Raw genomic sequence first — 20,741 nt, forward strand, 5'->3', positions numbered from 1 at the left:
TCGGCTGGTCGCCCTTTTATCCGAACCTATGCGATTATTTTTACGCGGACTACTGTTGAATTTAGTGGTGGGCGGCCTGGCCCACGCGCAAAGCCCCACTATCGACCCAGCCTTTGCCCTAGGGAAGGTTTATGCGCCGGGGTACGTGCCACAGGCCGTACAGCAGGCCGATGGCAAGCGGGTGCTGGTGGGCTCGTTCAGCCGGGTGGCCGGCACCGACGTAGCCGTGACGGGTACGTACAGTCTAGCCCGCCTGCTGGCGGGCGGTACGCAGCTCGACGTGGCCTTCCAGGCCAACGTAGCCGGGCTACAAGGGGAGTTGAGCCAAGTGCTGCCATTGGCCAATGGCCAACTGCTGGTGCTGGGCTATGGCCGGGCCAATCCGTTGCAGTCAGGCAGTATTTCCCGAACGGGACTGTTGCGACTGAATACCGACGGCACCCCCGATGCCGCCTTCACCCCATCCACCGTTGCGCCCACGCTCATCCCGCAGGCAGTAGCGGAGCAGGCCGACGGCAAGCTCGTCGTGGCGGGCTTCCTGGAAGCCGCTAACGGCACCCTCTCGCGTGCCCTGGTGCGCCTCAACCCCGATGGCAGCCGGGACCCTGGCTTTCAGGTAAGCCTGAGCAACGGCCCCTCCGACGTGGTGGAAAACGTCCTGCTTCAGCCCGATGGCAACATCATCCTCAGCGGCATCTTTAGTACCGTGCAGGGCCAGGCCCGCCGGGCGCTGGCCCGGTTGCTGCCCACCGGCGCGCTCGACCCCAGCTTCGATGCGGCCCTGCCGGCCAATACCCGGGCGGGCCGTCTGGCCCTACAGCCCGATGGCAAGCTGCTGGTCCTGCTTGGCCCCAATGGGATATTGGCGCTGCGCCGGCTGCTGCCCACGGGCGCGGCCGACGCTACCTGGCAGCCCGGCACGGGGTTCAGCGCCCCCGGTGTTGTCCTCAATTTCGGTGCCCTCGCGGTGCAGGCCGATGGCAACATCCTGGTGGCTACCTCCGCCACGCTGTACAACGGCACGCCCATTGGCCGGCTGGTGCGCCTGCTGCCTGGGGGCACCCTCGACGCTTCGTTTGCCAACCAGACGGCCGCCCCCGTAGCCGAGCGCTACCCGTTGTCTTTGCAGCCGCTGCCCGGTGGGCAAGTATTAGTCGCGGGCTTTCCCTTGCCCTACGGCGACCCGGCGGCGCGGCGCGTCCCGTTGGCGGTGCTGGGCAGCGGTGGCGCTTACCTGCCCGCCGCGGCCCCCGCCGTGCAGCAGCCCGGCACCGTATTCGACGTGGCCCGGCAACCCAATGGGCAGTTGCTGGTAGGCGGCGACTTTACCGAAATAAACGGGCAGGCCGCCGGTTACGTGGCCCGGCTGAATCCCGACGGCACCCCGGACCCGACCTTCGCCGGGGCTTGCAACGACGCGGTTAGAAGCGTGGTTTTGCAGGCCGATGGCAAGGTGCTGCTGGGGGGGCGCTTCGGCTACGTGGGCAGTGCGGGCCGGGCCGGGCTGGCCCGGCTGCTGCCCACGGGCGTGCTCGATGGCGCGTTTGCCCCGCCCCTGGTACCGCCCGCGCAGCCATTCAGCGGGGGCCAAGAAGTGCAGCAAGTGGCTGTGCAGCCCGATGGGAATGTGCTCCTGGCGGGTTCCTTCAACCTGCGCCCCAGCCCAACGGCCCCGCCCCAGGTACTGGCGCGGGTGCTGGGCACCACGGGGCAGCGCGATGCCACGTTCGTGCCCGCCGACTCTACCGGCAACTTCACGCTGCTGGTGCAGCCCAACGGCCGCATCCTGGTGGGTGGTCAGTCGCGGGCGTTACGCCCCAATGGCACCACCTCGGTGCTGGTGTGGCGGCTGCTGCCCAGCGGTGCCCTCGATGCCTCCTTCGCGCTGACCTCCGTTAGCGCGGCCGGCAATTCCAATAATTATACGGCATTGGCCACTGATGCTGCCGGCCGGGTGTACGTGGGTAACCGTTTTCCCGCCTTTGGGGCCGCGCCCACGCACGACGTGGCCTGCCTGCTGGCCGACGGCACCCCCGATGCCACGTTCGTGGCCAACCTAACCGGCACGCAGTACGGCGTGACGGCCTTAGCCGTGCAGCCCAACGGACGGGTCCTGGCTGGTGTGGAGTTGTTGCGTGGCACCGCTTATCGCGGCTTGGTGCGCCTGCTGGTCGATGGCACCGAAGATGTAGGCTTTGACGCAGCCCGTGCCCCCGGCGAGGACGTGCTGCGGCTGCTCATTCAACCAGACGGGGCCATCCTGGCCGCCGGCTCGTTTCAGCAAGTCAGCGGCCTGCCCGTCAACGGCCTCGTGCGCCTGCTCGATGCCAACGTGCTGGCCGTTCGTGCCAGCCAATCGGCGGCCCGGCTTGATGCCTGGCCCGTGCCGGCCCACGGTGCCTTGCACCTGCGCCTGGATGTGACCGCCCAACCGCACCAGGTGCAACTACTCGACGCAATCGGGCGGGTGGCCCTAACGCAAAATGTCACCCAGCCCGAGCTAACGCTAAATACTACCGGCATTCCTGCGGGCATTTACCTGGTCCGGGTAGCGTATGCCCACAGCTTCGCCACGCGACGGGTGGTGCTGGAATAGCCCGCTATCGAAGCTCTTTCACAAGCCAATGTGCCCGCTTCCTGACTGACTCAGGAAACGGGCACATTGGCTTGTGAAAGAGCTTCGGCACCTAGATATTCATGGCCGACTCGCGGCGGCGCATTTTGCCGGCCGGAATGCCGAACATCATCTTGAAGCGGCGGCAGAAATAGGCGGTGTCTTTGTACCCAACTTCCTTGCCGATGTCGCGGATGCTTTTCTTGGTGGTGCGCAGCAGGAACACGGCGCGCTCCATGCGCTGGTATTCGATGTAGTCCTGCGGGTTGATGTTGGTCAGCATCTTGAAATACTGGCCCACGTAGTCCTCGCTCACGTTGGCTACGCCCGAGAGGACTTTGTTCGACAGGTCGCCGCCCAGGTTCTCCTTGATGTAGTTGAACAGGTCAATGAGGCGGGGGTCTTTGAAGTAGGTGCTGTTGGTGGCCAGCTGCTCCACAAACATGTTGTTGCGCAGCACGTAGCGCACTACTTCCACCACGATGTTCTCGGTGTAGATGTTGATGAGGCGCTCGCGGCCGGGTAGGTCCTGCATGCTCTCTTCCACCACCTTAATCACGAGGTTAGCCAGCTTGGGCTGGTTTGAGATGAGGAAGGCCGGCACATCGAGCGAGGCGAAGAAGTTCACCGAATCGAACACCTTGGCCTCGAAGCTCACGAAGCTGTGACTTTCCTCGGCATCGCCGATGAGGTCGAGGTTGTCGTTGGAATGGAAGAACTTATCCTTGTTCGAGATGAGGTCATCGTTGGTAATGACGCGGTTCTTGGTGTCTTCGCCGTAGCTCACGCGGGTGGGCCGGCCGCCGGGGATGAAGAGCATTTCGCCTTCTTCCACCACCATCGTGTCTTCGCCAAACGTGAGGTGGCCTTTGTGCAGAAGAATCAGGTTGTTGCCGACGTCATAAGAGTTGCGCACGGTGAAGGGCTGGTGCAACACCAGGTTTTTGGCCTTGATGTAGCGGACACCTAGCGACTCGATGACTTTATTGTAATCTTCCATAATTCTGGTGGCCGGAAAGGCCCTTGAGGGATGCGGATGGGGTAACTGGGTGGCTACCGCAATGCAATATAACAGCTTGAAATTCACAAAAACTAAAAACCCAGCCAAATAGTGGCTGGGTTTTGTGCAATGAATCTGAATTTTAGGCAATTCCCCCCTTACTTGAGGATATCCCGCGAAATCACAATTTTTTGAATTTCCGAAGTCCCCTCGTATATCTGGGTAATCTTGGCGTCGCGCATGAAGCGCTCGACGTGGTATTCCTTCACAAAGCCGTAGCCACCATGAATCTGCACAGCCTCTACGGCCGAGTCCATGGCAACTTTAGAAGCGAAGAGCTTGGCCATGGCTCCGGACTTGCCATAGTCGGCTCCGCTGTCCTTATCCATAGCAGCTTGCAGGCATAGCAGGCGGGCAGCGTCCACGTTGGTGGCCATGTCGGCCAGCTTAAACTGGATGGCCTGGTGCTGCGAAATCGGCACGCCGAAAGCTTTGCGCTCCTTGGCATACTTCACGCTGAGCTCCAGCGAGCCGGAGGCAATGCCCAGCGCCTGCGCCGCAATGCCGATACGGCCGCCGGCCAGCACCTGCATGGCGAACTTGAAGCCGAAGCCGTCGTCACCGATGCGGTTTTCCTTGGGCACTTTCACGTCGGTGAACATGAGTGAGCAAGTGTCGGAACCCCGGATGCCAAGCTTGTTCTCCTTGGGGCCCTGGATGAAGCCGGGCATGTCCTTATCGACGATGAGGACGTTGATACCGCGCGACTTCAGCTCGGGATGGGTTTGGGCGATGACGAGGTAGACCGAGGCGGTGGTGCCGTTGGTAATCCAGTTTTTAGTACCGTTGAGGAGGTAATGGTCGCCCATGTCCTCGGCGGTGGTGCGCTGGCTGGTGGCGTCGGAGCCAGCTTCGGGCTCGCTCAGGGCGAAAGCCCCGATGATTTCGCCCGAGCACAGGCGGGGCAGGTATTTCTGCTTTTGCTCCTCGGTACCGTATTTTTCCAGGCCCCAGCACACCAGCGAGTTGTTCACACTCATCACAACCGAGCACGAAGCATCTACCTTGCTGATTTCTTCCATCGCCAGCACGTAGCTCACGGTATCGAGGCCGGAGCCGCCGTACTCGGGGCTCACCATCATGCCCATGAAGCCCAACTCGCCCATTTTTTTGATTTGGGCGGCGGGAAATTTCTGGTGCTCGTCGCGCTCAATTACGCCGGCCCACAGCTCGCTCTGGGCGAAGTCGCGGGCAGCGTCGCGCACGGCCAACTGCTCTTCACTGAGTTGGTAAATATTGGAGGATGTGGCGGTTTGCATGGGCGGGGTGGGAATAATTGATTTAATGCCGCAAAAGTACGGCCTTGGGGCACGACAGGCAAGGTGAACCGTGACACTCAGCGCCGCTAACAGTAGTTAGCCGACAAAAGATTCTGGCTTTCCCACTAAACAACCTGCTTGAGCGCCCCGGAGTTTTGTCCGACTTTTGCCTGAATATGACCATTCGCCTCTTCAGCCGCTACGCGCTGGCCCTATTATTTGTGCTGGCCGGAATCTGGCACTTCGTGCATCCGGCCACTTACCTAGCCATTATGCCGCCCATGCTGCCCGCCCCGCTGGCGCTGGTGTACGTGAGCGGCATTTTTGAAATGCTGGGCGGGCTGGGGCTGCTACCGGCCCGGACCCGGCGGCTGGCAGGATGGGGCCTGCTGGCGCTGCTGGTAGCCGTGTTCCCCGCAAATGTGTACATGGCCCTGATTCATGAGCAGCTGCACATTCCCGGCTGGGTGGCCTGGGGGCGGCTGCCGCTGCAACTGCCGCTATTGTGGTGGGTGTGGCGGGTGATGCACCAACGGTAGCATCACTTATCTTGCAGCCGCATTTTCTACCATTTGCTGTATGTTGACAAACGCAAAAAGCAATTCCTTGGGCCTAATGGCCCTGCTACTGAGTGCCTGCCCGCAAGCCTACGCTCAGACCGCCCCAGTCGCTCCGCAAGCACCCACGCCGGCCATCCAACCGGTAGGCCTCACGCTGAACTCCTTTGCAGCGGCCAATGACACGCTCCTGCACCGCGTGGCACGCGCCCGGAGCCAAGCCGAAGCCCGCATCTCTTCTTTCAGAGCCGTACAAGGCTCGTTCGGGGGGCTGCATCGCAAAGTGCGGAGCTACGCCGGTACCCCCAAGAGCATGGCTAATGCCGTGGGCGTTCAAACCATTTCGGGCATAGTTAAGCAGCAGACCATCAAGCACCGCTATGGTATCGAGCTGGAAAAAATAGTGTACCGCGACGTCAAGGGCCGCAATGTTCTCACGGAGCGCTACGAAGGGCATCAGCTTACCCGCCTCGAACTGTTCGAGTACGCTGAGCCCTTCGGCGCGCCGGTGGGCAGTTGGCTGCTCGTGCGCGGCGACTACCTGCGCTATACTTTCTCGCCGATTTCGCTAATTTATAAAGGCGGGCAGCAAAAGAGCTACTTCTTCCGCCCCCGCCCGGTGAGCGAGTAGCGGAAGAAATGAAAGCTACTCCCAGCGCACATCCAGCAAGCGCAGCTGCACGCTGCGCTGGCCCCGATACTCGTTCAGCTCCACGGTATAGCAGGCGCTGAAGGGCCGGCCCTGCTCAATCTCGGGCAGATAATCGGCCAGGCCGAAGCCAATGGCGTCCACGGCCGGACCCTGCACATCGGCCAGGGCCAAGCGCAGCTTGAGGTGGCCTTGGCCCACCACGCGGGCGCTGTGCGGCACGGCTACCAGCCCCTGCGAGGCGAATACCGGGTTGGGATTGCCGGGACCAAAAGGCTCCATACGGCGCAGTTCGTTGAAAAACTCCTCGCTGATGCGGCTCAGAGGCAGCACGGCGGCTATTTCCACGGGCCGCACCAGGTGCTCGGTGGTGAGAGTGGCGGCCACTACCTGCTCGAACTGCCGCTGGAAAGCGGGCACGTTTTCCACCTTCAGGGTGAGGCCGGCGGCGGCGCGGTGCCCGCCAAACTGGTCGAGCAGCGCCGAGCAGGATTCGAGAGCCTGATGTACATCAAACCCCGCCACGGAGCGGGCCGAACCGGTGGCCTTGCCGTCGCGTTGCGTAAGGATGACGGTGGGGCGGTAATACTGGTCAAGGCAGCGCGAGGCCACGATGCCGAGCACGCCTTGGTGCCAGTCGGCCTTGTAAAGCACGGTGGCGCGGGCATTTTGCAGCGCGGGGTCGTTGGCAATCATGTCCAGCGCCTCCTGGGTGGTGTGCTGGTCTGAGCCGCGCCGCTGCTGGTTCATCTGGTCCACCACTTCGGCGGTGTAGCGGGCTTCCTGCTGGTCGGGGGCCAGCAGCATGGCCACGGCGCGGCGAGCATCGCCCATGCGTCCGGCCGCGTTGATGCGCGGCGCAAATCCGAATATCAGGCTGCTGATGCCCAGCGGGCCTTCGCGCAGGGTGGCCAGCTCGCGCAGGGCGGCCAGGCCGGGGCGCAGCAAGTGGGCATCTTCGTTGAAGCGGCGCAGGCCGTAGGAGGCCAGAATCCGGTTTTCGCCGGTGATGGGCACGATGTCGGCGGCAATGCTCACCGTCACCAAATCTAGCAAGTCGTGTAGCGGGGCCTGGGGCAGGCCCAGGTGTTCGCCCAGCGCCTGCATCAGCTTGAAGCCCACACCGCAGCCCGACAGCTCTTTGTAAGGATACTCGCAGTCGTCCCGCTTGGGGTCGAGCACGGCCACGGCGGCCGGCAGCTCCTCGCCGGGCAAGTGGTGGTCGCAAATGATAAAATCGACGCCCCGGCTGCTGGCGTAGGCCACCTGCTCCACGGCTTTGATGCCGCAATCGAGTGCGATGATGAGGGCAAAACCCTGGTCGGCGGCCGTGTCAATGGCTTTTTGCGAGATGCCGTAGCCCTCGGTGTAGCGGTCGGGGATGTAGTCGCGCAGGCGCTCGGCCCCGAACAGCGGCGTGAGGTAGCTCATCACCGTGGCCACCGACGTAATGCCGTCCACGTCGTAATCGCCCAACACCAGCACTTTTTCGCCGGCTTGCAGGGCGTGGGCCAGGCGGGCCACTGCGCGGGCCATGTCGCGCATCAGCAGCGGGTTGGGCAGCTGGCGCAGGTCGGGATGGAAAAAGGCGGCGGCAGCTTCGGGCGTGGCAATGCCGCGCTGCACCAGCAGGGCGGCTATCTCGGGGGCAATGAAGAGGGCCTGGGTGAGGCTGTGGACCTGGGCAAGGTCGGGTTCGGGGATATAATTCCAGCGCTTACTAGCGGATACGGGCATTGGATACTTCGTCAAAATGGGTCCAAAAGTACGACCAAACCCCTCCCCCGCGCCGACGGCCGTACCTTCACCCTTCGTTTTGCCAGCCCCACGCGCCATGAAGAAGCTCCGAGATTTCTACCGCCAATACCGCCAGTACATCGGAACCGATGTGCTGATGTACGGCGTATTTATCATGGCGCTGGCGCTGATGTTCGTGTTTTTTCGGTAGGCTGGCCTACTGCACACCATCGCCCCGCAGCTTGCGAAAGCGTTTGCGGGCTTCGGCCACGTAAATACTGCCCGGAAACCTGGTAATCACCTGGTTGTAGAGTTCCTGGGCTTTGCCCTTGTCCTTCACGTCTTCTTCCTGAATGCGGGCCAGCAGATACAGCGCGTCGTCGCTCAGCACGTCGGTTTTGGGGTTGGCAGTGATGCGCTCCAGCGTGGCAATGGCCCCGGGGAAATCGCCGGTGCGACGCTGGAGCTGCGCTTTGAGATAGTACGTGTCATCGGCCAATGAATGGCCGGGGAAACGTTCCAGCAGCGCGTCCAGGCCTTTAATGGCTTCCGGAATCTTATTCTGAAACACCAGCTGCTCCACGGCGGCGTAGGCCTTCAGGCCCAGGCCGAGGGTGTCCTCCACGGTGTTGTCCTGAATCAGCAGCGAGAGCTGCATAGCGTCGTTGGCAATTTCGCGGGTGGTGGCTTCTTTCAGGATGTCGAGGTGGCTTTGCGCTAGTTTAAAATCGCCGGCGTAATAGCTCAGGCGGGCGTTGCGCAGCTTGGCTTCATAGCCTAGCGGCGAATCTTTATGCGATTTCTCGACCTGCGAATAGAGCAGCGTGGCCTCCCAGGGCTCCCCTTTCAGGATGTATAAATCGCCTTGGGTAACCTTGGCCTCGTCCACCACCTCATCGCTGGCACGAGGCATGTCGATGACTTCCTGGAGCAAAGTCATGGCCCGAGCGCGGTCGTTCAGCTGAAAAGCATACAGGTTGGCCAGGTTCCGGATGATGGAAGCCGTTTCGGGCGTGCGGCCCAACTCGGCCAGCAGCTGGTCGTAGTCCGTCACCAGGGCGCGCACCTTTGTCACATCCACCGGGTAGGTCTCGCGCACCTGGGCCTCGCGGGCTTGCAGCAGGCGCTGGCGGGCGGCATTATAATACGGGCCGTTGCGGTACTCTTTGGCCACGTAAGAAAAGCCTTCGATGGCTGTTTCGTAATCCTTGTTTTGCTGCGCGATGGCGGCCAGCTCCAACACCCGCACGCCCTCGCCGCGGCTGCGGCGGTCCAGGGCGCGGGCCTGCATCAGCGCCCCACCGAAATCGCGCCGCTGCACCTGGAGCCACAGCAGCAGCTCGCTGTACGCCGCCTGGTCGGGATGCTCCTGAATGGCCGTAATCAACTGCTTTTCCAGCGCGTCAAAGTCTTTTTCCTCGTGCAGGGCATTTTGCAGCATGTTGCGCACGTAGGGCAGCTGCTTGTCGTCCTGGGCTATCAGGCGCAGGGTTTCGGCCAGCACCTGGGGCTGATTGCCTACCTGGGTGTAAAGCTGAATGAGTTGCGGGGAGTATTCAGTGTCGTTTTTGGCCAGCGCCCGGCCGCGCAGGTAGGTGCGCTCGGTCCATTCGGGCAGCTCGCGGCGGCTGAACTCGGCCGCTACCGGCTGCACCTGCGTGGGCGTGAGTTGAGCCAGTACCTTCTGCCACTGCTTTTCGGCCGCCGGCTTGTCCCCGGCCGCCTGATACACGCCACCCAGCGTCACGCCCAGCGTGGCATCCTCGGGCCGCAGCTTAATGGCTTTTTTGGTCAGCTTCTCCGCATCCTTGTGGCGCTTCAGCGCCTGCAACGACGCGATGTAGACCGGAAAGGTCGCCAGGCTGGTTTGCTCTTCCAGCGGCAGTTTTTCAAATAGAAAAACCACTTTCTCATGTTCGCCCCGACGGGCGTAGTCCTGGGCCAGCGCGGTATTGCTCACGGGTGCCCAGCCTTTGGAGGGCTGCGCATAGGCAGGCAGGCTGAGGAGCAGAGCAGCAGCGGCGAGGAAGGAAGGCGAACGCATAGATTCAAAAGTCGATTCAAGAAGCACCAGTTGGCCGCAAAGCACCGCCAGCAGACAGCCCCAAAACGCCGGACTGCGGCTGCTTCGTTCAAAGTAAAAGCACCAGTCCGGACCCGCAACCCCCCACGTCCGAAAAACGAAAAAGGGCCGCCCCCGAAGGTACGGCCCTTTTCAAACTCGCGGATTGACGACCTAGAAAAACTTCGTGCGGTTGTCTTTCACGTTGGCGTGGGCCTTCACGGCCTCGTAAATCTTGCCATCCTGCGCCTGCGCGCGCTGCTGGGCCAGCTGCTGTTGCACGGCTTTCAGGTTGGTATTGGCCACCTGAGGCTCGGCTACGCTCACGGGCTCAACCACCAGCACACCCTGCTCGCCCTGAATGGGGGCCGATTTCTGGCCGGGCTTCAGCGCGTAGGCTTTGCCCACGGCCAGCGGCTCGAAGCCAATATTGGCAATGCTGCCCTGGCCCAGAATCACGTTTTCGGCGGTGCCTACCTGGGCGGTGGGGCCGTATTTGGCGGCCATTTCCTCCAGGCTGCCGGTCTTAGGCAGCTTATCCACAATCAGCTTAGCTTTCTCCTCGTTGCGTACCATGGCCGACAGCTCGGGCTTCAGGTTAGCAATGGTAGCCGTGCCTTTGGCGCGCTCATCGGTGAGGGCAGCAATGACGTACTGGTCACCCATTTCGTACACTTCCGAAACATCGCCCACCTTGGTTTCATCACCGTTCACGTTGAAGCCGAAGGCCCAGCGCACCAGTTCGCGGGCGTTTTGCAGGTTGTTGACGCTACGGGCACCACGGTCCAGGTTTTTGGCTTCCTGCTTTTGCAGGGTCTTGTCTTTGGTGGTCAGGGCGCGGAAGCTGGCGAGGTCCGTAACCTGGCCTTTCAGCTCTTGGGCTTTGGCGTAGGCAGCTTCGCGGGTAGCATCGCTCGGGGCGATGGTTTTCTTTACCTCGGCAACCTGATAGGTCTGATTGGTAGGCGCAGCGGTCACTTTAATGATGTGGTAGCCGAACGAAGTTTCTACCACGTTGGGCAGCAGGCCGGGAGCCGTAGCACCAAAAATAGCTTTCTCGAACTCCGGTACCATCCGGCCTTTGCCAAACCAGCCGAGGTCGCCGCCCTGTTCCTTGGTACCGTCGGTGCCGAACTGGCGGGCCATGGCCGCGAAATCAGCTCCGCCCTTAATTTTATTCAGGATGTCCTGGGCCTTGGCTTTCGCGGCGGCTTTGGCTTCGGGCGTGGTGCCGTCGGCCTTGATGAGGATGTGGCTGGCACGGGCGGCGGGCTCTTTGCCGGTGCTGGTGCCCGTCACTTTATACAGCGAGTAGGTGCCGTTTTCGGCATACGGGCCGTAGATTTTGCCTTGCGCTAGCGGCAGTTGCTTGCGGAGCTGCTCGGGCAGGTCGGCGGGGCTGCGGAAGGCCTTGTTGTAGGGCTGCTCCGAGTTCTGCATCACAAACAGCGAGTCGACCGGGGCGGCGGCAAACTGCGTGGTGAAGTCCGCCATCGAGGTTTTCACGGCGGCGCTGTCCTCTTTCGAGGCCACCACCGGCACGGTGATGTACTCCACCGAGCGGCCATCTTCCACCTTGTACTTGCCCTTGTTCTTGTCGAGGTAGGCCTGGAGCTGCGCGTCGGTCACTTTCACGGCCGAGTCGGAGATGCTGCCGTAGGGCACGAACAGGTACTTCAGCGTTTCCTTGGTGTTCTGGCTGGCGTCGAAGCGCTTGGCTTCGGCCGTGGTCACGTACACCGAGTTTTTCAGCAGGGCGTTGTACTTGTTGGCGAGGCGCTCAGCGGGCAGGTTGGCTTCGAAGTTGTGCCAGGCGGCCTGGTTTTCGGGGGGCAGTTTGTCGAGGTTTTTCAGGTACTCAACCAAGCGGGCTTTGTCGAACTGACCGGTTTTCTGGTCGGTAAAAGCTTGCTTGATGCCGGGGCTGATGTTGTCGCCCTGCACCATGTCCACCAGTTCGTCGTCGCTCACGGTCAGGCCCAGCTTGTCCCACTCGGGCCGGAAGGCCATGCGGTAGATGGTCTGGTTCCAGGCCTGGTCGCGCAGGTAGCCTAGGGCCTGCTCGTCGGGCTGGCGCTGCTGCTGGGCCACAAAAGCCTGCTTAGCCTGCTCCAGGGCGTTGTTATAATCGGCCAGCTCTACTTTTTGGCCTGCTACCTCGCCCACGGACTGGTCGTTGCGGCCGAAGAGCTTGTTTTTGCCGCCCACCAGGTCGCCGCCCACAATGAAGAGTAGCATCCCGACGGCTACGGTACCCACCGCCCAGCCAGATTTTTCCCGAATCGTGTTAATTAAAGCCATTTACTTGTCAAAAGAATCGAAGTCTGTGTTGGTCAAAAGAGGCGCAAAATAACCAGAATTTGGCCGGCAATCAAAGTTTTACCGTTTTAAAAGTCCTTACCTAAATTATCCCAACCGATTGCATTACCCATAGTATCAGGGCTGCATTCCAACTAAATAGTGGCCTAACGGCGTTTTTTAGTTGATTTGGCTGGGGTTTTAGCGCGGGCCTGCTGGGCCAGCTTGGCTTTTTGCTCGGCAATTTTTGCTTCCAGCCGCTCCTGCTGCCGCCAGTAAAGCAGCGGCATCCAGCAGGCCATCGCCACCATGAAAATCCAGTAGTTACGCATCAGGTCGTTGAACAGCAGCGTCTGATAGATGCCAATTACCATGGCTACCACGCCCACGGCGAAGAGCACGGTGCGCAGCAAGTCTTTGTCGAATTTCATGGGAATGCTGTTAATGGGCCGCTAACGAGCCGGCTGAGACGGGGCCACGGCCTGGGGCGCGGCAAACACGCCGGTGGGCCGGGTAATCTTGTACCGCGAGAAGTTCTGGTTGGCCTTCAGGCCATAGCCCGTCAGGTACTCGGTGGGCGTGGTCACCTTCACAAACATGGCCGAATCGGTATAAATCAGCTGCTTGGTCTTGTCATAGAACAGCTCCTCGGTGTCCATGTTCTGCTGCTCGGGCACGTTCATGACGTGTACCTTGCCGCGCATGGTGTAGAGGTTTTTGCCCTTATCGGACTTGCCGTAATCCGCCTTCAGCGTGTTGATAACGTTCTTCTTGCCATCGGCCGAATAAAACGTGAGCAGCATGCCCTTGGGCCAAATAATGTCGCCATTCTCGAACTGCTGCTCCACCGGGGCCGTCAGCTGAAACTTTAGCTTAGCCGAGTCGCTCACCAGCGTCAGCACGTTGGTGGTTTCCATTAGCGGGCCGGTGTAGACCTGCATGGGGCCGGTGGCCGCTTTTTTGTCGCAGCCGGCCAAGGCCAGTGCGGCCAGCATCGCCTCCACTCCTGCCACGCGCCACGATGCTTTCACTTGGATATCGATTAGTTATTCCCGGCCTTATTGCAGACGGCGCTTTATGAACCAACGGTTGTTGAGCGTGACGCCCAGTTGGCCCCGGATGTAGTTTTCCTGCACGTTGCTGCTGCCGGTGGTGCCGCCCACCAGGTCCGTGTTGCCGCGCACGCCGTAGGTGAAGGCCAGGCTGATGGTGGTCGATTCGAGCGGCGTGGCTGTGGGCAGCGGGAAGCCGAAGCCCCAACTCACGGACCGGTCGTAGAGCATTTTGCCGCCCGGCTGGTACGGCAGCTGCGCCAGCGAGATGCCGGCCCGGTAAGCCACCCGCTGGAAATAGTGCTCCACCGAGCCCGGGTCGGGGGTAATTTCCCCGCCCAGCCCGAAGCGCAGGGTGTTGCTCAGGGCCTGCCCCGTGCCATCGAAGCTGCGGTATTTCGACCACTGCTGCTGCGCCACATCCAGGTTCAGACTATAGTTCTTATCGTTATCAAAGCTGACGCCGAACTGCGCCAGGGCCGGCACAAAGGTGCTGCCACGGCCGGCGCTCACCACCGTGGCCGTGCTGATGAGGGTGCCGTTAGTGTCCTCGGTTTCCTTGGTAATGGTTTGTTGCCCGTTCAGGTTGTGGGCGAAGCTATACACGCCGCCCAGGTTCATGTTCAGGGCCTTGCCCAGTTTCTGGCGGTAGTGCGCGCCGGCCCGGAAAGCAAAGTCGGAGTAGCGGGTATGGGTGCGGTCCACGGCTTTTTGCAGCGAATTGGTGCTGTTGGTCACCACCACCGTGGTACCGGCCGTTTCATCCACCACGCCAAACACGTAGGAAGCTGTGAAACCCAGAGTCAGGGCCTTGGTGATGCGAACCCCCTGGCCCAAGTAGGCTTCCGAAACGCCACCCGTGCCTTTTAGCTGCGTGAGCGACTGCGCCGGCTGCCCGGCGGGCGTATTGCTTACGTCTTTTACGATGTTCGACTCGTAATCGACCGCGCTGAGCGGTTTCAGGCCCACGGCCGCGCCCCATTTCGTGCTCAGCGGCACCGACATAGCGAAGTAGCCCAGCGTCCCGTTGCCGCTGCGGCTGGAGGCGCTGGCGTTTTTCACCGTTTTATACTGGCCGCTATAGCCAGCCTCAAACGTAGTCCGGCCCGTGTAATACAGCAAGGCCGGGTTCAACTCATTCACATTGATAGAATTGGGTGCCGCCAAACCGACGCCGCCCATGCCCATCTGGCGCACGCCGCCGGTGTTGGCGTTGTATTCGCCCAACCCGATGCGCGAGTACGGCGAGTTGCCGAGGCCCTGCGCCTGCGCACCGCCCGCCGCCACTACCGCCAGGCCTGCCAGCACCAAACGCTTCATCTCTTTATTTGTCAACATGATAAACTAAAATCCGATTAAGACCAAGCAGCACCAGCTCGGAGACTACAAAGATACGAGCCGGGAGCCGGGCCGCCAGAAACGCGGCATCTCCCCCGGTTAGCAATATCCCAATGCCGGGGTGTCGCTGCTGATATTGAGCCATTAAGCCATTGATTTCGGCAACCGTGCCGTTCACTACACCGCTCAGCAGGCTCCCGGTAGTGGAGTCGCCCACCAGCGGAATCGTTGCATCGGGAGCCGGCAATTCCAGCAGCGGCAGCCGCCCCGTGAAGGAGTGCAGCGCCCGCAGCCGCATGGCCAGACCCGGCGCGATGCTGCCGCCGTGGTAAGTGCCGTCGGCTGTCACGAGGTCGAATTTCAGCGCCGTGCCCGCGTCGATGATGAGCGTATCCTGGCCGGGCCGCAGCCCGGCCGCGCCTACGGCGGCGGCCAGGCGGTCGGCCCCCAGCGTGTGAGGCGTAGCGTAGGCATTGCGCAGCGGCACGGGCGTGGTGCCGGGGCTAAAGCCCAGCACCACGCCCGGCACCAAATCCTGTAGTTCCTCCACGGCCAGCACCGCCGCCTCTGCTACCGAAGCCACAACAACGTGCTGCGGCTGCCAGCGCAACACCAGCTCCCGCACGGATGCCGGCGTGAGGCCGGCCACCATTTCGCGTAGCAGCGGGCCATCGAAGCAGCCCGCCTTCACGGCCGTATTGCCAATGTCCAGAACCAAGGTCCGCATCAGATTGGGATTGAATAAAAACACGTCATGTTGAGCGAAGTCGAAGCATTTCTACCGCAATAGTAAATAATTACTACTGCGGTAGAAATGCTTCGACTTCGCTCAACATGACGTGCTCTATCGATTTATTCGACAAACCTTACAGGAAGTATTTCATGCGAATAACCTCCTGTTCGCTCAGGAAGCGCCATTTGCCGCGGGGCAGGTCCTTCTTGGTGAGGCCGGCATACTGCACGCGGTCCAAGGCCACCACTTCATAGCCAAGATGCTCAAAAATGCGGCGCACGATGCGGTTGCGGCCAATGTGGATTTCAATGCCCACAAAATGGGCGTTGCCAGCCACTACGGCCACGTCGTCCACCTCGGCTTTGCCATCTTCCAACTCCAGACCTTGCGCAATCTTGCGCAGGTCCTCCTCGGCTAGCGGCTGGCTCAGTTCCACTTGGTAGATTTTTTTGTTCTTGTGCGAAGGGTGCGAAAGCTTCTGGGCCACTTCGCCATCGTTGGTGAAGAGCAGCAGGCCAGTGGTGTTGCGGTCGAGGCGGCCCACCGGAAAGATGCGCTCCTTAGAGGCGCTGGCCACGAGGTCCATCACCGTGCGGCGGCCCTCGGGGTCTTCCGTAGTCGTGATGAAGTCCTTGGGCTTATTCAACAGCACGTACACTGACTTCTCGCGGTTGAGGTTGGTCTTGCCGTACTGCACGGTGTCCTCGGGCAGCACTTTGTAGCCCATCTCAGTCACTACTTCGCCGTTGACTTTGATTTCACCGGCAGCAATCAGTGCATCGGCCTCACGGCGCGAGCAAATGCCCGCGTTGGCGATGTAGCGGTTCAAGCGGGTCTCGTCGGGGTTGGAATCTTCTTCCTCTTCGCGGCGGCGCTTGTTGCCGCGCGTTTTGTCTTGCTCGTAGTGCTTCAGGTTTTTGTAGTCGGGAGCCTCACCGGGGCGCTCGCCGAAGCGGGGCTTGTCGGCGCGGTTTTCCTGCACGGTGGGGCGGGCCGGCCGGGGTTTGTCCACGCTGGCTCCGTAGCCCGTGCCTGAGCGGCGCACGCTACGCTCCTGAGCCTTCAGGGCCTCGCGGCGCTCGGCAAAACTGCCGGGGGCCGGGCTCCAGCGCTCGGTGCTGCGCTTCTCGTAGCCACCGGGGCGCTCGCCGGTGCTGCGGCCAGCAGCCGGCGCACCATCGCGGCGGCCAAAGGCACCGGGCGTGAACTTGCGGCCAAACGCGGCTTGGTCGGCGCGGTAGTCGGCATTGCCAGCGTCGGCGCGCTCGATGTTGGCATCGCGGCGCTCGTTGCGCTCGCCACGCTCCTCGCGGGGCTGCGGCGGGTTGGCCTCAAACGGGCGGGCCGAGCGGATGGGCCGGTTCGGGCCGCGCTCGTCGCTACGGCTTTCGCTGCGGTCGAAGCTCTCAGTCTCGCGGGGCATGCTGCGGCCGAAGCTTCCACCGCTGCGCGGGCTGCTGTCGGCGGCCGGCTCGTATGGGTTGCTCTTCTGAAATTTGCGGTTGCGCTCACCGGGTTCGCCCCGGGGCACGGCCTTTTCGCCGTCGCGGCGGTAGGGCTGGCCGTTCCAGTTCTCTTTGGGCTGATACGGGCGCACGGGCCGGGCATCGGTGGCGGGGCCACGCTGCTCGCCACGGTCGCTACGGTCACGGTCGCCGCCGAAGCTGCCGCGCTCGGGACGGGGCTCGGCGCTGCGGCCGTAGCTGGTGCCGGTACGCTGCTCCTTGCCCAAGCGGGGCCGCTCATCGCGGCGCTCGAAGGGGCGGTCATTACCGAAGCTTTTGCCGCCACCAAAACTCTTGCCGCTGCTGCCGAAGCCACTGCCGCCTTCGCGACGCTCGCCGCCACCGTAGCTGCTGCCATAGGGGCGCTTCTCGCCTCCCTCAAATTTCTTGCCGCCACCAAAGGCCCCGCCCGACGGGCGGCCAAACGCGCCACCAGTAGCCGGACGACCAAATGCGCCATTGCTTGCCGGCCGGCCGTTGCCCCGGTCGCTGCCGCCGAAACTGCCACGGTCGTTGCCGCGCTCACCGCCCCGGCTGGCACCGGGCCGCTCGCTCCGGCCGGTGCTATTGCCACCAAAGCCGCCGGGGCCGCCGGCACTGCGGCCGCCGCGACGGTCCGCCTTATCTTCTGAAAAATGTTTCTTGCCCATGGGGAGAAAAGTTGCGTGCCGTATCGCTACGGTACAGGTTAAAAAAAGCAGTCGGTACTGAGTAGTCGGTAGTCAGATGGGTTGAACATGGCCAACCAAAAAATCATTCTGACTACTGACTACCCAATACCGACTACGCCAAATAAATCGGCACTAGTCGCGCCGGGCCATTTTGGCTTCGATGGAATGCTGGGTGTGGGGCACGGCGCGCAGGCGGTCCTTCGGGATGAGCTTGCCAGTGCCTATGCACACGCCATAGGTACCGTTTTTGATGCGAACCTGGGCGTTTTCGAGTTGCTGGATGAACTTCATCTGGCGTGAGGCCAACTGGTTCATGCTCTCCTTCTCGGCGGTTTCGGCACCATCTTCCAATACTTTGGCCGAAGAGGCCGTGGTGTCGGTGCCCGAGTCGTTGCTGCGGTTCAGGGTCTCTTTGATAAACGACAACTCCTTGCGGGCCGCCGTCAGTTTTTCCTGGATAATCTGGTCGAACTCATTCAAGTCCTCCCGCGAATAGCGAATGTTGTCGTCGTTCATTGAATTGAGAAAAAAGGACTGCTGGAGAGTGTTAAGTAGTTATCAAAGGCAATCACCTCGCAACGCCGGGCGCTGCTAAATGGTTTGGCAAGTTAGAAAAGCCGTTAGTACCATCTTTCCAATCCCTTGAATGCCTGATTTTGCGGGTGCAAAGTTACGCGCTTCGGTCCGCTTTTCCTTCCAATGCTAAAAGTCCAGCATTTGGATGGCGGCCACGGCCGCTTCCACGCCCTTGTTGCCATGCTTTCCGCCGGCCCGGTCCCAGGCCTGCTCCAGCGTATTGGTCGTCACCAAGCCAAAAATAACGGGCTTGTTGAATTTCAGGCCCACTTGGGTAATGCCCTGCGCCACCGCGTGGCAGATGTAGTCGTCGTGCTTGGTTTCGCCCTGAATCACCACGCCCAGGCAAATTACCGCGTCAATCTCCTCATGTTGGGCCAGGAACTGCGCCCCCAGCGTCAGTTCGAAGCTGCCGGGCACGGTGTTGCGGTAGATGTTGTCGGCCACGGCCCCGTGCTTTATTAGCGTATCATAGGCCCCGGCACTAAGCACGTCGGTTATCTCGCGGTTCCAGTCGGCCACCACCAGCCCGAAGCGCTTGTTGCTGATATCAATGAACGTAGAAGCGTCGTATTCGCTCAGGTTTTGCAGAGAAGTCGCCATGTTATAAAATCATTAAAAAAGAGTCATCCTGAGTACAGCGCAGGACCTTATCACGATTGAACGGGCTGCGTTCGGGTGCAATAAGGTCCTGCGTTGCGCTCAGGATGACAAGGTATTGTCCGGGATGTTTATTTCTCCAGCTTGGCTTTATACTGGCGGGCTTCCGCCACTTCCTGGGCCGTGGGGTAATCGGTGATGATGCGGTCGTAGGCTTTCACCGCGCCTTGGTCGTCCTTGGCCAGCTCGCGGGCCGTGCCTTCCTTCAGCAGGTAGCCGGGCGAGAAAAACTCGTTGGCGTTGTGGTCGGCGGCTTTGGCGTAGAGGTCGGCAGCTTCCTTGGGCTTGTTCAACTCCAGCTGCGCGTCGCCCATCAGCGAGTAGGCGCGGCTTTGCACCAGATAATCATCCGAACTGAAGTCCTCCAGATAGTCGAGGGCAGATTTGTAGTCACCCTTTTTCAGCGACGCTACACCAGCATAGAAGTTGGCGAGGTTGCCGGCCTTCGTGCTGCCATACTCGTTGGCCACAGTGGTCAGGCCGGGAGCCTTACCATCGCCTTTGATGGCTTTGTTGAGCGAGTCGGCTTCCCAGTTGTTCACGGCACGGAACATGCTGGCCTGCGCCTTCGAGTCCTGCTGGTTGCGCCAGGTGTAGTAGCCGAAGCCGCCTACCACAGCCAGTACCACCACGGCCAGAATACCCAGCAGCAGGTTCCGGTTATTGCGCACAAAATCCTCGGACTCGGCCAGGCGGGCAGCCAGCGCGTCCGGGTCTTCCAGCAGCGGGTTTTCGGACGGCACAAATTCTTCAGCCGGGGCCAGCGGGTCGGCGGGCACGTTGGTTGGCTGGTTTGCTTGCCCCTGGCGGGCCTGCTGGCTTTTGCCAGTGTACGGAATCTTCGACATTACAATGGGTATTGCTACGGCGGCCTGTAAGCAGGCCGGGGGGCGTGGTGCCCGGTTAATTAGTCGTGGATGTAGGGATAATCGGCCTGCACGTACACGTCCTTGTACAGTTCGTCGGGCGTGGGGTAGGGCGAAGCTTCAGCAAACTCAACCGAAGCCTGCACGGCGGCCTTGATGCGCTCATCAATGGCTTCGAGGTCGGCTTCGGTGGCGAAGTTATTGGTGAGGATGGTGTGGCGCACGCCCTCGATGGCGTCGCGGTGGCGATAGTCTTCCAGCTCCTCTTTGGTGCGGTACTTGGCCGGGTCGCTCATCGAGTGGCCCTTGTAGCGGTAGGTCTTGAACTCAAGCAGCGTGGGGCCTTCGCCGGCACGGGCGCGCTCGGCGGCGCGGGCCACAGCCTCGTGTACATCCTCTACGCGCATGCCGTTCACGGGCTCGGATGGCATGTCGTAGCTCAGGCCAATCTTGTAGAGGTCCGTCACGTTCGACGTGCGGGCCACCGACGTGCCCATGGCGTAGCCGTTGTTCTCAATCACGAAGATGACCGGCAGCTTCCACAGCATGGCCATGTTGAAGGCCTCGTGCAGGGCACCCTGGCGCACCGCACCGTCGCCCATCGAGCAGATGCAGAGCTTGCCCGTCTTGTTATACTTTTCGGCGAAGGCAATGCCCGCGCCCATCGGGACCTGGCCGCCCACGATGCCGTGGCCGCCCATGAAACCAACCTCCTTATCGAACATATGCATCGAGCCACCCTTGCCTTTCGAGCAGCCGGTAGCCTTAGCAAATAGTTCGGCCATCACGGCATTAGGCGAGGTACCTAGCGCCAGCGGATGGGCATGGTCGCGGTAGGCAGTGATGTACTTGTCGCCTTTCTCCAGCGCCGATACCTGCCCGGCTACGCAAGCCTCCTGGCCGATGTAGAGGTGGCAGAAGCCCTTGATTTTTTGCTGACCATATAGCTGCCCGGCCTTGTCCTCAAACTTGCGCATGAGCTGCATTTGCTCGTACCACTGCAGGTACGTTTCCTTCGGGAACGTAGCCGTAGAGGCGGGCACAGTCGTAGCAGAACCTGACGCCGCCGCAGTGGGCTTGTCGGTTCCGGGCATGACGGGGTCG

The 20,741-nt window shown here is 61.4% G+C and carries 17 protein-coding genes; 3 read left to right on the plus strand and 14 right to left on the minus strand.

Annotated elements, in window-relative coordinates; genetic code table 11:
• Window positions 1-28 precede the first annotated feature (28 nt).
• Entirely contained in the window at window positions 29-2,596 is a 2,568-nt protein-coding gene (locus tag ACVWYF_RS07465) for a T9SS type A sorting domain-containing protein (protein WP_457066192.1), read from the plus strand.
• Window positions 2,597-2,687: 91 nt separating this feature from the next.
• Here the strand turns inward: ACVWYF_RS07465 and ACVWYF_RS07470 are convergent, their stop codons facing one another.
• Both ACVWYF_RS07470 and ACVWYF_RS07475 read right to left on the minus strand, forming a co-directional pair.
• Window positions 2,688-3,614: a helix-turn-helix domain-containing protein gene (locus ACVWYF_RS07470; RefSeq protein ID WP_457066194.1), complete on the minus strand. Its 927-nt coding sequence runs from the start codon at window positions 3,612-3,614 to the stop codon at window positions 2,688-2,690.
• A 158-nt stretch (window positions 3,615-3,772) separates the two neighbouring features.
• Window positions 3,773-4,933 carry an acyl-CoA dehydrogenase gene (locus tag ACVWYF_RS07475; protein WP_457066196.1) on the minus strand — a complete coding sequence of 387 codons (1,161 nt, stop codon included), beginning with the start codon at window positions 4,931-4,933 and terminating at the stop codon, window positions 3,773-3,775.
• A gap of 176 nt (window positions 4,934-5,109) precedes the next feature.
• Between ACVWYF_RS07475 and ACVWYF_RS07480 the strand changes: the two genes are divergently transcribed.
• On the plus strand, window positions 5,110-5,472 hold the full coding sequence (locus ACVWYF_RS07480; protein ID WP_457066198.1) for a DoxX family protein: 363 nt from the start codon (window positions 5,110-5,112) through the stop codon (window positions 5,470-5,472).
• Window positions 5,473-5,512: 40 nt separating this feature from the next.
• The gene (locus ACVWYF_RS07485; protein ID WP_457066200.1) at window positions 5,513-6,121 is read left to right on the plus strand and encodes a hypothetical protein; all 609 of its coding nucleotides are present in this window, start codon (window positions 5,513-5,515) and stop codon (window positions 6,119-6,121) included.
• Window positions 6,122-6,136: 15 nt separating this feature from the next.
• Here ACVWYF_RS07485 and recJ read toward each other — a convergent pair whose 3' ends face one another.
• The 12 genes from recJ to pdhA all read right to left on the minus strand — a co-directional run bounded on the left by recJ (window position 6,137) and on the right by pdhA (window position 20,731).
• Entirely contained in the window at window positions 6,137-7,876 is a 1,740-nt protein-coding gene (recJ, locus tag ACVWYF_RS07490; protein ID WP_457066202.1) for a single-stranded-DNA-specific exonuclease RecJ, read from the minus strand.
• Window positions 7,877-8,093: 217 nt separating this feature from the next.
• A complete protein-coding gene (locus ACVWYF_RS07495) occupies window positions 8,094-9,920 on the minus strand; it encodes a tetratricopeptide repeat protein (protein ID WP_457066204.1) in 1,827 nt (608 codons plus the stop codon).
• A gap of 192 nt (window positions 9,921-10,112) precedes the next feature.
• Window positions 10,113-12,239 (minus strand): SurA N-terminal domain-containing protein, encoded by a 2,127-nt coding sequence (locus tag ACVWYF_RS07500; RefSeq protein ID WP_457066206.1) that lies wholly within the window; start codon window positions 12,237-12,239, stop codon window positions 10,113-10,115.
• A gap of 164 nt (window positions 12,240-12,403) precedes the next feature.
• A complete protein-coding gene (locus tag ACVWYF_RS07505; RefSeq protein ID WP_342296033.1) occupies window positions 12,404-12,667 on the minus strand; it encodes a hypothetical protein in 264 nt (87 codons plus the stop codon).
• Between the two features lie 21 nt (window positions 12,668-12,688).
• Window positions 12,689-13,267 (minus strand): LPS export ABC transporter periplasmic protein LptC, encoded by a 579-nt coding sequence (gene lptC, locus ACVWYF_RS07510; protein WP_457066209.1) that lies wholly within the window; start codon window positions 13,265-13,267, stop codon window positions 12,689-12,691.
• A 27-nt stretch (window positions 13,268-13,294) separates the two neighbouring features.
• Window positions 13,295-14,626, minus strand: coding sequence for a hypothetical protein (locus ACVWYF_RS07515; RefSeq protein WP_457066211.1), 1,332 nt, complete (start codon window positions 14,624-14,626; stop codon window positions 13,295-13,297).
• Window positions 14,613-15,353 carry a type III pantothenate kinase gene (locus ACVWYF_RS07520; RefSeq protein WP_457066213.1) on the minus strand — a complete coding sequence of 247 codons (741 nt, stop codon included), beginning with the start codon at window positions 15,351-15,353 and terminating at the stop codon, window positions 14,613-14,615. Before ACVWYF_RS07520 ends, ACVWYF_RS07515 begins: the two co-directional genes overlap by 14 nt.
• A gap of 139 nt (window positions 15,354-15,492) precedes the next feature.
• Window positions 15,493-17,514: a pseudouridine synthase gene (locus tag ACVWYF_RS07525; RefSeq protein ID WP_457066215.1), complete on the minus strand. Its 2,022-nt coding sequence runs from the start codon at window positions 17,512-17,514 to the stop codon at window positions 15,493-15,495.
• Between the two features lie 153 nt (window positions 17,515-17,667).
• Window positions 17,668-18,051 carry a TraR/DksA family transcriptional regulator gene (locus tag ACVWYF_RS07530; RefSeq protein WP_457066217.1) on the minus strand — a complete coding sequence of 128 codons (384 nt, stop codon included), beginning with the start codon at window positions 18,049-18,051 and terminating at the stop codon, window positions 17,668-17,670.
• A gap of 186 nt (window positions 18,052-18,237) precedes the next feature.
• The gene (gene ribH, locus ACVWYF_RS07535; protein WP_457066219.1) at window positions 18,238-18,714 is read right to left on the minus strand and encodes a 6,7-dimethyl-8-ribityllumazine synthase; all 477 of its coding nucleotides are present in this window, start codon (window positions 18,712-18,714) and stop codon (window positions 18,238-18,240) included.
• A 128-nt stretch (window positions 18,715-18,842) separates the two neighbouring features.
• The gene (locus ACVWYF_RS07540; RefSeq protein ID WP_457066221.1) at window positions 18,843-19,619 is read right to left on the minus strand and encodes a tetratricopeptide repeat protein; all 777 of its coding nucleotides are present in this window, start codon (window positions 19,617-19,619) and stop codon (window positions 18,843-18,845) included.
• Window positions 19,620-19,678: 59 nt separating this feature from the next.
• On the minus strand, window positions 19,679-20,731 hold the full coding sequence (gene pdhA / locus ACVWYF_RS07545; protein WP_457066223.1) for a pyruvate dehydrogenase (acetyl-transferring) E1 component subunit alpha: 1,053 nt from the start codon (window positions 20,729-20,731) through the stop codon (window positions 19,679-19,681).
• Window positions 20,732-20,741: the final 10 nt, after the last annotated feature.

This window comes from Hymenobacter sp. UYAg731 (assembly GCF_054061335.1).